This is a genomic window from Paenibacillus chungangensis (assembly GCF_042675905.1).
Lineage (GTDB): Bacteria > Bacillota > Bacilli > Paenibacillales > Paenibacillaceae > Pristimantibacillus > Pristimantibacillus chungangensis.
Map to the genome: position 1 here is coordinate 1 of NZ_JBHTJZ010000009.1, position 13,984 is coordinate 13,984.

At 46.1% G+C, this 13,984-nt stretch carries 8 protein-coding genes and 2 pseudogenes; 6 read left to right on the top strand and 4 right to left on the bottom strand.

Annotated elements, in window-relative coordinates; genetic code table 11:
* Nucleotides 1-394: pseudogene (locus tag ACFQ2I_RS07840) on the bottom strand (IS1380 family transposase); the annotation flags it as partial.
* Between the two features lie 143 nt (nt 395-537).
* Here ACFQ2I_RS07840 and ACFQ2I_RS07845 point away from each other — a divergent pair.
* Together ACFQ2I_RS07845 and ACFQ2I_RS23860 are read left to right on the top strand one after the other, a co-directional pair.
* Nucleotides 538-885, top strand: a complete 348-nt coding sequence (locus ACFQ2I_RS07845; RefSeq protein WP_377563389.1) for a hypothetical protein — start codon at nt 538-540, stop codon at nt 883-885.
* 14 nt (nt 886-899) lie between these two features.
* A pseudogene (locus ACFQ2I_RS23860) lies at nt 900-1,052 on the top strand (IS4 family transposase); the annotation flags it as partial.
* Between the two features lie 111 nt (nt 1,053-1,163).
* On the opposite strand, the gene ACFQ2I_RS07850 reads toward ACFQ2I_RS23860, so the two are convergent.
* The 3 genes from ACFQ2I_RS07850 to ACFQ2I_RS07860 form a co-directional block, all read right to left on the bottom strand.
* Nucleotides 1,164-2,138: an S-layer homology domain-containing protein gene (locus ACFQ2I_RS07850; protein ID WP_377563390.1), complete on the bottom strand. Its 975-nt coding sequence runs from the start codon at nt 2,136-2,138 to the stop codon at nt 1,164-1,166.
* Between the two features lie 101 nt (nt 2,139-2,239).
* Entirely contained in the window at nt 2,240-2,986 is a 747-nt protein-coding gene (locus tag ACFQ2I_RS07855) for a response regulator transcription factor (RefSeq protein WP_377563391.1), read from the bottom strand.
* Nucleotides 2,987-2,991: 5 nt separating this feature from the next.
* Nucleotides 2,992-4,752: a sensor histidine kinase gene (locus tag ACFQ2I_RS07860; RefSeq protein WP_377563392.1), complete on the bottom strand. Its 1,761-nt coding sequence runs from the start codon at nt 4,750-4,752 to the stop codon at nt 2,992-2,994.
* A 157-nt stretch (nt 4,753-4,909) separates the two neighbouring features.
* Here ACFQ2I_RS07860 and ACFQ2I_RS07865 point away from each other — a divergent pair, with 157 nt between their 5' ends.
* From ACFQ2I_RS07865 to ACFQ2I_RS07880, 4 genes are all read left to right on the top strand, one after another.
* Nucleotides 4,910-5,812: an ABC transporter permease gene (locus ACFQ2I_RS07865; RefSeq protein ID WP_377563393.1), complete on the top strand. Its 903-nt coding sequence runs from the start codon at nt 4,910-4,912 to the stop codon at nt 5,810-5,812.
* A gap of 12 nt (nt 5,813-5,824) precedes the next feature.
* Entirely contained in the window at nt 5,825-6,715 is an 891-nt protein-coding gene (locus tag ACFQ2I_RS07870; RefSeq protein ID WP_377563395.1) for a carbohydrate ABC transporter permease, read from the top strand.
* A gap of 64 nt (nt 6,716-6,779) precedes the next feature.
* The gene (locus tag ACFQ2I_RS07875; protein ID WP_377563397.1) at nt 6,780-8,408 is read left to right on the top strand and encodes a hypothetical protein; all 1,629 of its coding nucleotides are present in this window, start codon (nt 6,780-6,782) and stop codon (nt 8,406-8,408) included.
* Nucleotides 8,409-8,882: 474 nt separating this feature from the next.
* Entirely contained in the window at nt 8,883-13,961 is a 5,079-nt protein-coding gene (locus tag ACFQ2I_RS07880) for an Ig-like domain repeat protein (RefSeq protein WP_377563398.1), read from the top strand.
* Nucleotides 13,962-13,984: the final 23 nt, after the last annotated feature.

The following is a 13,984-nucleotide window of genomic DNA, read 5'->3' on the forward strand; positions in this document are numbered from 1 at the left end:
TGGAATCCAGATCAAGGATGAGCGAGTCAGGTAGCGCCGGCGCAATGATATCTACATTCAAGTTTCGGAGTGCTGGGGCCAGTTGATCGTGTGCCGCACCAAGCCGAAGCAACTCTTTGTTTAACAACGAGTGATGAGGCAACCGGCCGCCTAGGGCATGCTTCACTAAAGCATCGCCTTGAAGTGATCGAAAGTGAAAGATACGTTCGCAGCCCAGGAGCCAGCCGATGATAAGGTACTGGATGATGTGGTGAGTGGGGAAAACTGCGTTTGCGGCTTTGGCTAAGCCAAGCGGCTGTAATGCTTGATTCAAACGGATCGTTTCAAGGAATGCGAGAATGACCTTGGCACCTGCAAAATTTGTGGCATTTCTCATAGAAAATTCCGTTTTCAAATTNATTAACGCTGCTGTTTACTTTAGCATTAGTTGTAATTGCTGTAAAACAGTATTACATAACAGTAGAGCAAACTGAAATTGCAAATAAACAAACTAAAATTGCAGATAAACAGTCTGAAATTGCATCAGATGCGAATAAATTGGCACAATATGAGTACAGGTTTAAGTTTTATAATGAATTAGAAACTCTGTTAGAACAGAATTCTATCATTGAGAAAGAACCTCAATTAGAGGATGATGAATATATTGAAATGAATTTAGAAATTTTGTCTCTCATAAGAGAATCAAGGCTTCTATTCGACGGTCAAATGTCTCAAATGCTTAATGATGTTTTAGAAAAACACCTGTTCTTCTTAATTGAGATGCACGAAGATGGGATGTTATATGATGAGTACAAAGAAAGAAAAAGATCACTTTTACAACAGTATGCTGAAGTTCTTTCTAGTACTGAGTTGGCTGAATACTTAGATATTAATAAAATCAATTAAAATGTTTGATATTTCGATGGGATATTGAATTGTTTTTCAAGTGCGTTAAATCCTTGCTACGTCTGCAAAAGGATTTTCAGAGGCGCTCATATGATACTGACAATCGTAAGCTGGACGGGTTGTTTTATATGCTCTTTGACGAAGTAAGTCAACTAGTCTGGGCCATCACATCGTCATGGCATACCTGTCGAAATTAAGCCGCGTAAGTTGAGTATATAATAAAGCAAAGCCGATACCGTCGCTCATAAAAAGCGGCAAGTATCGGCTTATTGAAGTTGTTAGGAAGCGTTCACTACAGGGTCAGTCGGTTCTACGTCCGTAGGCTTATCCTTGTCTTCTACAGCTTCCGGCAGAACCGGCGTATACTCGGAACCAATGTATGTCGTTACGCTAACCTCTGTAATGACTTGCGGATACATCCCATCAGGATCAGGAAGGATCGGCGCGAGTTCGATATGCGCTTCATCGCCTTGGAACGAGATGGATGCTACGCGAAGCCCATAGCCGGGATGCGGCATTTCTGCCGTAATCGTAACCTGATTAACGTTATCATTGACCGGGGTTACGTCCATGTCCAATTTGTATGCGGGCCACTCGGATACAGGCTTGGAATCGATCGGAGTCATTGTTTCTACGAACTCGATACCGTCATACAGCCATGCTGCAGCTGTTCCGCGGGTAATAGGCTGTTGTGGATGGAAGTTGTTCTCATCGTCCAAGACGGCAATTTTGCTGATCAGCAGCTTCTGTATGCTGTTCATGTATGCCGGGTTGACGTCGGCTTCATCGTTGATCATCATGAAGATTTCGATGAAGGCGAAGTCGCCTTTCGTCATCATGGCATTGAACAGATGATGCGCGAATTGTTCCTTCGTCATTTTGTCGCTGGCCTCTACGTCCTTCGGAATATCCAATCCGTTATGGAAGGCGATGATGAAGTCATCCGCATACCATGCGTTGTCGTTCAGCTCAGGAAAGTAATCCGTCGCTTTCGGTTCTTTCATGAAACGCAAGTTGTCAATATTGAGGTCAAGACCTTTGACAATCATGGATACACCTGCCGCATAGCTCATCTTGCCATTGGGTTTGAACGTGTTGTCCGAATACCCGCTAATAATGCCTTTTTCCTTCAGCGCGATAATCTTCTTCTCTTCGGCCGATCCTGCCGTATCAGAGAATGCGGATACGGATTGTGACAGGATGAAAATCAGCATGGCCGTCAATGTGACAATCAATAACGGTTTCTTCTTCATTTTCTTTCACCTCGTCTACTCAATATGTGCAGCTGCTATTGTCATTGACGGAAACAATATCCAAGATGTTGCACGTTGGGTTTAACCTGTACGATTGAATTTCAATGTTGGCTGCTGCGCAGGCTTTCCCTGCGATAGCGATTCGGTGACAGCAAGAAGTGACTCTTGAATGCCCGCGAAAAGTTATAGGCGCTGTCATAGCCCACCTTTTCGGCGATTTCATGAATACGTATAGTGGGATCGCCAAGCAGTTTTTTCGCTTCGTTCATCCGAATTTTCATCAAATAGGAGGTGAAGGTCATGCCAGTCTCTTTTTTAAATAAAGTGCTAAAGTAAGAATAATTCATAGAGAATTCATTGGCCACTTTAGACAGTGTAAGTGGGCGTTGGAAATGTTGCTGAATATAGGTTTTGGAAAGATCTATGATCGAGCCCCTTTCAGTTTCGTCATCCGCCGCTTCGCTTCTTCTCAAGTCCACAAACTTAAAGGCGGCTTGCAATTGCTTCTGAAGATCGGTAAAGCTGACCGGCTTTAGCAGATAGTCGGCGGCGCCGTATTTGAAGGCTTCTCTTACATAGTTGTAATCGCCGTAGCCGCTTAAGAAAATAAAAGTCACTGTTCGATACTTCGCGGAGGTCGTTTTCATTAGAGAGATGCCGTCCATATCGGGCATTTTAATATCGCATAATATAAGATCCGGCACTTTGGAAGCGATCTGTTCCTGGGCATGCATTCCGTTGTATGCCATTCTTATACTGCTAATATCAATGAGGTCCATGCGCAGAAGCTTGGATTTAATCCCTTCGCAGATGAGCGGCTCATCATCAACAATCAATACTGAGTACATCGGCTTTACCACTCCTTTTCCCGCCAGGGGATCTTGATCGAAGTTACTGTACCTGTGCCAAGCTTGCTTTCCATCGTCAAATGGTAGTGATCCCCATAAAATAACTTTAGTCGCTCGTTAATATTGCGCAACCCGATGCCGACGGATTGTTCCGGCGCCTTCTGTCTATTCGACGGACCTATAAATAAGGTGTTGAGCGCATCCACTTGTTCGTGACGCATGCCATTGCCGTTATCCGATATGGTGATTTGAATGTTGCGACGTTCGATCAACTTCGCTTCAATTACTACCTCCAGCTTGTCTCTATCCCCGAATCCGTGCTTGATGCTATTCTCGACAAGTGGTTGAAGAATAAATGTGATCATGCAAGCGCTCAGCAACTCATCGGGTATATCTACGAGTACGCGAAGACGATCGCCGTATTTCATCTTTTGCAAGTTGGCATACCGAGATAAATGATCGATTTCGCACTCGAGCGTCGTATACATGGTGGGGTCGTCGATGGTATAGCGTAAAATTTTCCCAAAATCCGAAAAGGCTTCTGAAACGTCATATTGCCCTGCAAGCTCCATTTTTGCGCTGAAAATATCGATAGTATTATAAATAAAATGCGGATTGATTTGATATTGCAGTGCCTTTAGCTGCGTATCCTTGTGGAGAAGTTCCTTTTGCACCATTTCCCTCATTAAATGTTGTATTTTGAGCAGGAGAGTGTTGAATTTATCGGCAATGACCCCGAATTCGTCCTTGCGATCTAACGGCAGTTGAAGCGGCAATCCTGTGTCGATCGCATGGTCCATAGCGGAAATACTTTTTTTGAACAATGTGAATAGCATCTTGATCACTTTGTAAAAAAGAAGAATGGAGATGATGCACACTCCGATAATGGCAAGTGTAGCCGCGAACAGCTTGAAACTGGCGCCATATGCGCTCTCTACCATTATACCGAGCAACACATCCAACGCCGGCAAATCACTATATACGACGATACTATCCTCATAACGGAAGCTGCCCTGCAAAGACTGTGTCATCTCGGCTTGTCTCTTATCGGAATGCCAACGGAAGATGTCGCTGCGCTGCTGCATGAATGCGCCACGGGAAGGGTCCAGGACGAAGGTGTACGCCTCTTCTGAAGCACCGGTCAGGAAAGAGAATAAATCCTTCTGCAATATATCGACAGCCACGATTCCGAGAAATTCCCCATCCATGGAGTGAATTTTATGCGCGTACGTATAAATCGCTCCCACGATGCCGGAATGATCGATTGGAACGCCTTCATGACTCCACCATTGCGTCGTCATATCGGATTGCATGAACTTCTGATACCATTCTTGACTCCTTAACGCCGAGATATGCCAGACGACGCCATAGCCTTCCGGTATAGTGACGTTCGAAACATATAAGGCAATGTTATGAATATTGAATTGATTGAAGTAAGTACCATATTTGAGCAGCGGCACGATCTTCTCCCGATACATATCCATGGAGTCGCCGTTCACAATGAATTCTTCGCTCAGGAAGTTGCGAAGCGTATCGTTGAATGCGATATGATCGCTGGCACTCGTCACGATATTCATTTTGTTGACGACGTTGGCTTTCGCTTGCGAGAGGGCGATGCTGGAATTGCTTACAATTTGCGATTGGATATACTGGTTTGTCTGGTAGTAAAAATAACTGCATAGCACGGTGATCGGCAGCAGGACCAGCGCGGCAAAAGCGATCATGATTTTTCTTTTAATGCTTCCATTCATCAGTTGTGCTTTCATCGACGCATTTCCCTTCGTTGATTTTCTTTATTATACAAGCAAATGAAAGCGTTTTAAATAAGCTCCAAAATAATGACAACAGAAACAAAATGACGATATGTTTTTCAGCGAGGAGGATCATTACAATAAAGAAAACGCTCACATCAGGAGGTTGTACATGCAAAAAAAATGGAGAAGTCAGCTCGATATTCAAAGCATGGTTTGGCCGGGGCTGATCTTTTTATTCGTCTTTTCTTACATCCCGATGTACGGAATTGTTATTGCGTTCCAAGATTACGATTTGTTTGCCGGTGTACTGGATTCCCCATGGGTCGGACTCAAGCATTTTCAAGAGTTCTTCAATGATCCCAACTTCGGACAAGTGATTCAGAATACGCTGGCAATCAATGTATTGGGATTGTTAATCGGATTTCCGGCGCCAATTCTGTTCGCTCTCTTATTGAACGAGATTGCGAGTATGCGGTTCAAGCGTTTCATACAGACCGTATCCTATTTGCCGCATTTTGTCTCGTGGGTCGTATTCGGCGGTCTCATCATCAATGTGCTGTCACCCGCCAACGGAATTATTAATGCCATACTGGTTCAAACGGGAGTTCTGGCGGAACCCGTCAACTTTATGGGAAATGCGGACTACTTCTGGTATATTCTCGTGCTCGGTGAAATGCTGAAAGGATTGGGCTGGGGAGCGATTATTTACATTGCCGCAATCGCAGGAGTCGATCCCGAAATGTACGAAGCGGCCACGATCGACGGAGCGAACCGATTTCAGAAAATCTGGCATATTACGCTGCCAAGTATTATGGGAACAATCGTCATTATGTTGATTTTTGCCATTAGCGCTTTGTTGAATACGGGCTTCGAGCAAATTCTGGTGCTGCAAAATCCGCTTAATTTGGAAACGAGCGAAACGATTGACACTTACGTCTACAAGCTTGGCTTGCGCAACATGAGGTATTCTTATTCCACTGCAGTAGGGCTGACCAAATCTGTTATTGCCTTGTTCCTTCTGCTGTCAGCGAACTATGTATCCAAAAAAATATCCGGCAAAGGCTTGTTCTAAGGGGGGATCGCATTGAAAGCAATAAGCAAAGGCTCGCTTCTGTTCAATATTTGCAACGGCCTAATTATGCTTGGCATTATAGTCGTTACATTTGCGCCGTTCTGGTTCACAATCGTCGGTTCGCTGAACGATGGCATCGATTATATGCGCGGAGGTGTCAATTTGTGGCCACGGGAGTTGACGTTCGCGAATTACAAGGCCGTCTTCTCTGATGATACGATCTATGAAGCCTATTTTGTTACAGCGGCACGGGCCATTATCGGCACGATAGTGCATGTGCTGTTCACCGCATTGGTTGCGTACGGTCTGTCAAAGACGCATCTTATCGGCAGAAATGTGTATTTGATCTATATTATGATCACGATGTTTTTCAGCGGTGGCTTAATTCCGACTTATCTGTTGTACAGGGATATCGGCTTGCTGGACAATTTCCTGGTTTACATTATTCCGAATATGTTCAACGTATGGGACTTAATTATCATTATGTCGTTCATGCGCACGATACCGGAAAGTATTTTGGAATCGGCGAGGATGGATGGAGCCGGCGAATACAAGCTGTTTGCCCGCTTTATTCTCCCCCTGTCCAAACCGGTACTGGCGGCAATTACACTATTTAATGGTGTGTTTCATTGGAATTCCTATTTCGATTCTATGATGTTCACAATGTCGAGCTCTCTTCAGACCGTTCAACTGTTCTTAATGAAGATGGTTACTGATGCTTCATTCGCTCAAGGCGTCGGATCGGTTGCAGCCGCGAATGTTCCGCGGGAGGCGATGAGTATAAGTCCTGAAACGTTGAAGCTGGCAATGATGATCGCCATTACGCTTCCGATTGTTGCAATTTATCCTTTCTTGCAGAAGTATTTTGTAAAAGGGATCATGATCGGTTCGGTGAAAGGTTAACTCATTTGCGCCTCCCGGTACAATTGAGTTCATCATATAATAATAAAATGAGGGGGAAAGATGCATGAAGAAGAAATCATGGTTGATGTTGCTGTTCATCTTTGTACTGGCAGTAGGGACGGTATTGGCCGGATGCGCGAAGGATGATCCGAAGTCGGCTGGCTCGGATACCGAAAGTGGTAAGGAAGCGACAGGTGAGAGTGAAGGCAATGCAGAAGATATTCAAACGCCTGTCATTACCCTTGATTGGTTCGTAGCAGAGGAATGGTTCCAGAGAAATTGGGATCCCGACAATAATCTGATGGACAAGAAAATGTTGGAGGACATCGGAGTTGAATTGAATTTCACGTCCGGGAGTTTGGAGAAGCTGTCCGCCATGATCGCTTCGGGAGATATTCCTGATCTCGTCACCTTGAACAATCAAGCGGCTCAGCGGGGCGTGCTGGAGCGGTCTGGCTACGTCATTCCATTGGACGAGTTGCTGCCAGAGCATGCGCCGGAGATGGTCGTTCCGCAATCCATACAGGACTGGTTCAGAGCAGAGGACGGACATTACTACGGACTGCCTAATTACTTCTACGCACCAGAGGATATGACGGACAAACACTTCTATCCAACACACAATACGATGCGTGTGCGGCAGGATCTTATGAACCAGCTCGGCATTGAGGCGAGCGCATTCGATACGAAGGAAGGCACGATAGAAGCGCTTCGCAAGGTGAAGGATGCGAAGCTGGAGTATGACGGGTTTGAAATCGTGCCGGCATATTTCTTTTACGATAATCTGATCCAGTTTTTCGGAGCCGACCGGGAGGACGAACAGGGGAATTACGTCGATATGTTCCGGGAGCCTGAATCGTTGGAGGTTTATAAGTTTCTGAATCAGCTATACACGGAAAGACTGCTACCGGAAGATAGTCTGACCTTAACGGAAGCACAGGTGCAAGAGAAGGTTAATGCGGGAAGCGTATTCGCCTACACGAACTGGCGCATCAAGTGGAATGGCCTGTTCAAGTCGGATGAAGAAGCGGTATTCGTGCCTGCAGGTCCAATTAAAGGAGATGAAGGCAATCCGTTTCACTTCAAACCAAGCTCGCTGGGGGGCTGGACGATTACGATGGTCGGCAAAAAAACGGAGCATGAAGCTCGTGTGGCAAAGCTGCTGGAATACTTGTCCCAGGATCAAATGTCACTGGAATCGCTGTTCGGTCCTAAAGGAATCGGATGGGATTATGATGATGGACATGTCAAGTTTACGGAGCAATATTTGCAGGATTATGCGAAGGACCCTACCGCTGCCGACATGAAGTATAAGGGTGTGGAATGGCTGGTCAATTGGCTAGACGTACAGCCGGCGTTCCCACTGCCGACGAATGAGAATGAAAGATTGGAATCCGTTACGGAAGCTCACTTCTCGCAGTATAGCTTCAATACGCTGCCGTTCGAAGCTGTAACGCCGACGGGCGGTATGGAGGAGGCGGCGATCAACACCAAGATCGAAGAATATCGGGAAAGCATGGGGGCCAAGATGGTGTTGGCCAAATCGGAAGAAGAGGTGGAGCAGTTGTTCAACAGTATGCCGTCGCAAGAAGAGAAGCTTGGTTACGACAAGCTGTATGAACACTGGAACACCCAATTCAAGATAACGAAACAGAAGCTCGGAATGGATTTCGCTTGGCCGGAAAATCAATAACATATAAGATCTTGCAATGGGGATAAGGATCGTTATATCAGAACGGCAGCGGAAGATGAAAACCTTGACTTAATCTTGTTATTCCAAGGGAGCCTAATGGGCTCTCTTTTTGTTACGAAGTGATTTATATGAGCGATAGCGAACAATTCCCACTTCTTTTTCGAGTCTATGTGATTATTTTGAGCAAATGTCCTTACTTACTTTAGTATCTAACTTGACTTGTCTCCTGGTTTCGAGGAATGGACAGGACTTCAAGACTCATTTTGTGAGATTCTTGTGAGGTCATTTCGATATGATATGTTTTATACATATTTAGAGGGGAGTAGAAGTTCCATGATGTACACCGGTTTGTTAAAAAAAGGATGTGCTTCAATTCTAATCGTTTGTTTGTTATTAACATTATGGCCAGCACCATGGGGATCTAAAGTGGAGGCCTCAAATAGCGATTTGGAGGTGTTTTTAGGTGGTGCGCGATTGGGGAATGCGTCATACAGTGCTCAAAATGCAGTCGTTAATTTCCAGATGGACACGTCTGGATTCACTTCCAGTAAAGACGGCGATGTAACGGCTGATTTCGGCAACGGGGACGTTTATTTGTTTGCTGGTGACAGCATGACATTGACGATTCGTGTGAACGACAACCCGTTATTGAAGGAGCTGGCGAGCAGCGGTCACGCTAGAGTGGACTTTGGCTGGAGCAAGCTGGTTACCGTTGAGGAGGGCGGAAGCTGGGGCGGAATTGAAAAAAATCATCAGAAAACGCGAGCCGACCTTAAAATTAATGGAAATACGCGGATCTCAGATTCCTCTACGACGAGCAGTGCCGGAAGTAAGAGTGGCTCTTCCTCTCTTCAAGTTGGGGATGTAATTACGATTTCCATTGAGGGATTTGCTGAATCGACGGATGGCCCAAGTGGCGTCCGAGGATTGTATGTGCGCTTTAGCGACGCGACCAGACCTGTATTGAGCGGCTATTCCTTCACAGGAGATGGCGCCGAGCGCATGAACGCCAATACTGGTCAAATGGAGTTATATGTGAAAGAAAATGAATACATAGACTTAACCTATAAATTTAGCGAACCTATTAGGCCGAGCACGCTTGTTCCGACTTTCAGCGATCATTTTCTTCGTCATCCCTTGTTTGTAAATCCTGACGGGACGGGGCTGCCGGCAGCGGGACAACAGCAATACATGATGAATATGACTTACACGTCATCGACATTGAAAGATATGAAAAATAAAATTTCTTATCGTTATTCCGGTGTGAAATATCATAATAGCGGCAATTTGCCGCTTGCCCCTAAAATGATGGGAACATCTGGCGCGATTAATCCCATCGATCTGACGTTGGAGGAAAAGCTGAAGCAAGCCCAACTGGCTGATGCAGCGGGAAATGTCGCATTCATCGATCTCACCCATACGGCAGATAACACTAGTAACGCATATTTGCGTGGAAATGCAGTAAATCCATTCGATTACGATAACAGCGGCTACCGTATCATCGTGGACGCAGTAGCGCCGAAATATACGAAAACGGGAAATGGCATTCAGCCTGAAATTTTGACGGGCGTCGTATTGAATAAGAATGACAGCATTACATTTACACTGCAATTTACAGAAGAAGTCGTCGTGAAGCGAGGCTGGAACCTGGCACAAACTTACTTGCTTTTTAGCAATGGCATGAAGGCTTATTACGAGCAAGGAGAGGGCACAAAAACCTGGACGTTTACGATCGGGCTGAATGAGGCGAAAAGCTTGGAGACGCCATTGCTCAAGGCGATTGCCCTCACACATGACAATAAAGGAACTGATACGAACGTACTGCAGGATTATGCCGGCAACATGTTGATTCAACCGGCAAACCATGATGGCGTTCATCAAGACGGAGATGAATCGCTGCTCAATTCAAAGATAGACTGGGCAGATCTGTCTATTGATCAAACCCCGCCTGATATTGCTTTTCGCTTCGAGCAAGGAGGAGCGACTGCGTCACAATACGAGAAGAACGGGCGTGTTACGATTGATGCGACGGATCCCAATCTGCTAGTACCGCCGCTTGACCCGGTAAATACCGGCATGCTTCGACCAAGTAAAGGGGTATATCGTCCTTCCAACATGACGGGAGATCAATCTCCTGCTGTAGGACTTGTATACTACTATTGGAGTCAAGATGGTAATGAACCATTTGCCGGTAAGGTAGGGGATCGCTTCGCGGCGATTAAGCGGTATGCATTGGCAGCCAAGCAGCCAAGGGAGGAGCTTTATCCCGGTGAGTTCAATCTTTTGAATTTGTCTGTTGTCAATAACAAAACGAATTTGTTGTCGCCGCCTGATGAGGCGCGACTGCCTGAAAATAGCGGTCCCTGGTATTTGCATGCCTGGACAGCAGATATGTCTTGGGACTCGGCGCGAGAGCTGATGCAATACGAAAAGATGAAGTCATTTGTCCAAGAAAATCCTGCCCAATATGCGGCTTGGAAGGCTGAGCTGCCTAATGAGGCTTCCGAGCAGGATCGGGAGTTCCATGCAGAAACAAAAGCGCTCGCTGCAGTCGGTCAATATGGCGATTTGTCGCTGTGGGGATTGAATGACTTTAAACAGGATGACTCTAACTGGTCGTATAACGTTACACCATTCTTGCTTGATAATGAGAAGCCCAATGTTGTGTTCGTAGGGGCGCAAAACGACGGGACAAAAGAGGTGCTGGTTTCCGTTGCGTTAACGGACGCACACGCCGGCGTGGATACAGCCTACTATCAGTTTGCAGCGCAAGGAGAAGAGTTATATGAGGAAGATTGGAAGGCGATAAACCTAACAAACGGCAGAGCTGTCGTATCTACATTAGGAAATGTATTTGAAGACGGAGTCTATACCCTTCATGTGAAGGCATCTGATTATGCTGGCAACAACGTAATAACAGAGATGGCAGGAAAGGTGACAGTGGATTCCACCTCCCTGGTTACGACCAGCTTCTATCCGGATGCAGATGCGGGTTATGCAAAAGGTCATGATATAACATTCCAAATTAACGGAACGACATTGAAAAACAATGAAATGGCTTATGCGATAACCGCAAGTAGCGTAAGACCTGCGAATGAGGAAGCTTATACGAAGCTGACCGGGACGACGGTTGCGGGCGGCGGTATGCAATTCGTTATTCCTAAGGATACGTCCAAGAATGGGATCCAGTATGTTCATATCGTCGCGGAACCGCAGGATGAAAGTCGTCTGTATACGTATGTAAAAGCGTACTACTTCGACAACGCAGCACCTGAAATTACGTTTAATCGAAATGGCTCCTCATATCCAGGCGAGTCTCAGGAAGTGACGGCATCGATTAACGAGCCGTATAGCGCCAATGGATTGATGAGCAAGTATCAATGGGTACGCGATGGTGAGGCGGTGCCTGAGGCAAGCTCCGGCAGCTGGCTGCCATGGCCGCAGGACGGAAAAGTATCGATCACGAACGAATGGCTTGCAGATGGAGAAACAGCGGACTATCGCTTGTATGTGTATGCAGTAGATGGCGCGGGCAACGAAACGATGGCTGCGACGGATACTTTCCGTGTATCGAAATCGGATACGCCAGGGCCTCCATCATCAGGCGAGTCCAACTTGCTTTATGTTTATAACAGTGGGGGAGGCAGCTTCACAGCGATTATCAAGCTGGACTTGGATACGGTTGATAAACGAGGGTACGATTATTCCTTATCGCCAGATGGCGGGACAAGCTGGTCACGGTGGCGTTCCTATGCGAATTTTGTCTCACTTGAGGTGCCAAGTGATGATCCTCAATTGCTGAATATGATGGTGAAGTTCCGCAAGTCTGGAGGAGTAGCGAGCGCTCCGATTGCGCTACAAACCGATGAGGTGTCAAGCAGCGAGCCGGTATACGCACTGTCTTCATTTCACACAACAAAAGATGTGCAGTCGGCAACAGGGGTTGACTTGCAAATTACGCCTGGTCTGGCAGTACGAGTGATACCGGGGGATGAGAATCCTGTCATTCCGGAGCGCATAGGAAATTCCAATACGTTCAAAATTCGTGAAAATGGGTACTACTCATTTCTATTAACGGATATGACAGATGAAACGAGAACGGACACGCTTTATGTCGTAGTGAGCAACATTGATGATACGCCTCCGACAGGGGAAGCTGTTCTGCTTCATACACAACCGACGAACCAAAGCGTATCAGCGAAGTTGATAAATACTAGCGAACCTGTACGAATTCTAAATAATGAAGGTCGCAATACGTATACATTCGAGGAGAATGGACAATTCACCTTTGAATTTGCTGATGAAGCCGGCAATATTGGAACGGCGACAGCAACTGTGTCGACCATTGACAAGGAAGCGCCAGATGTGCGTATCGTCAGGTCTTACCAGTATGGCGAAGACGCTGATGCTGTATTCGGCACGATTCGCAATCATTCAGGCGAAGTTGTTGCTGCTTCCGGCGTGGTCTTGCGGGTAGAGAAGGCTTCTCCGGATGCGAAGGATTTCTTTACTATAACAGGCGAGGAATCAGCTGTGCTGCGTGAGAATGGTGAAGTCTCTTTCGTCGTTAGCGATGCCTTTGGCAATACGACGAAGGTATCGGAAGTCGTTTCGCATATTTCCAGTGCGCCGCCGCAACCAGAAATGATAACTTATACATTTGTCGATGATGAAGGCAATCCGATATCGGAAATTGAACGGGTGACGATTAATGGACAGACGTATGCGAAAGGAAAGCTGCAAGTCACGTTAAGCGGTCAAACGACCCCTGGAAATGCGGTGTTCCAAGGTATGATGCCTGTGGAGCAGCAGGGAGGCGGTTACGAGAATCAAATTAGCGACAACGACGGGAACTATCAGCTTACGCGCACATTTGATCGCAACGGTTCGTTCAGAATCGCTTTGACAGATTTATTGGGCAATCGTACGAGGCTGCCAATCAAGGTGGAAGGACTAGACAATACAGCACCGGAACTGTACTTGAATCGAAGCGTAACGGCTATCCCGAAAGGGAAAGCAGATTTTGACTTCCGAAGAGACCTTGGCGGTTATCGCGTGCTTGATAACGTATCAAGCCCGGAAAACATTGAGGTGGAAATCGCTGGATTGAATTTGAACGTGACGGGCAGACAACAGGTAACTTATATCATGACTGATGAAGTTGGCAATCAGGCATCTGTTACTCAAGAAGTGCTTGTCTTAGATCATGACGGGATGCTCGTGTTTGCCAATGGTCAGTTCATCTCTTCTGCGTTAGGAGAATCGGGCTTATTTAATACGAATCACCTTACATTTGAAATTGATGGCTATAACAGCATGGTGATTGATGGTGTGCAGCGAACGAACGAAGCTGGCACTTACGATATTCTCTATTATTCAGGCTTATTCCGTGAAGGTCAGATGAAGTATATTGCACATGAGCTTACGTACGAGGAGCTAGTAAACGGGAACTTTACGGTGATCTTCCCACAAGCGGGATGGTATACGATTATCGTGCGCAATCAAGAGCGGGAACGTGAATACTCTACTCTGTTTATTACGAAGACGGAGTAGCTTGGAGCGAGCTTATAGACATT

Bases quoted from the DNA above. Each gene is read 5' to 3' on its own strand.
- ACFQ2I_RS07850 (WP_377563390.1), bottom strand. From the start codon at position 2,138: ATGAAGAAGAAACCGTTATTGATTGTCACATTGACGGCCATGCTGATT.
- ACFQ2I_RS07855 (WP_377563391.1), bottom strand. From the start codon at position 2,986: ATGTACTCAGTATTGATTGTTGATGATGAGCCGCTCATCTGCGAAGGG.
- ACFQ2I_RS07860 (WP_377563392.1), bottom strand. From the start codon at position 4,752: ATGAAAGCACAACTGATGAATGGAAGCATTAAAAGAAAAATCATGATC.
- ACFQ2I_RS07865 (WP_377563393.1), top strand. From the start codon at position 4,910: ATGCAAAAAAAATGGAGAAGTCAGCTCGATATTCAAAGCATGGTTTGG.
- ACFQ2I_RS07875 (WP_377563397.1), top strand. From the start codon at position 6,780: ATGAAGAAGAAATCATGGTTGATGTTGCTGTTCATCTTTGTACTGGCA.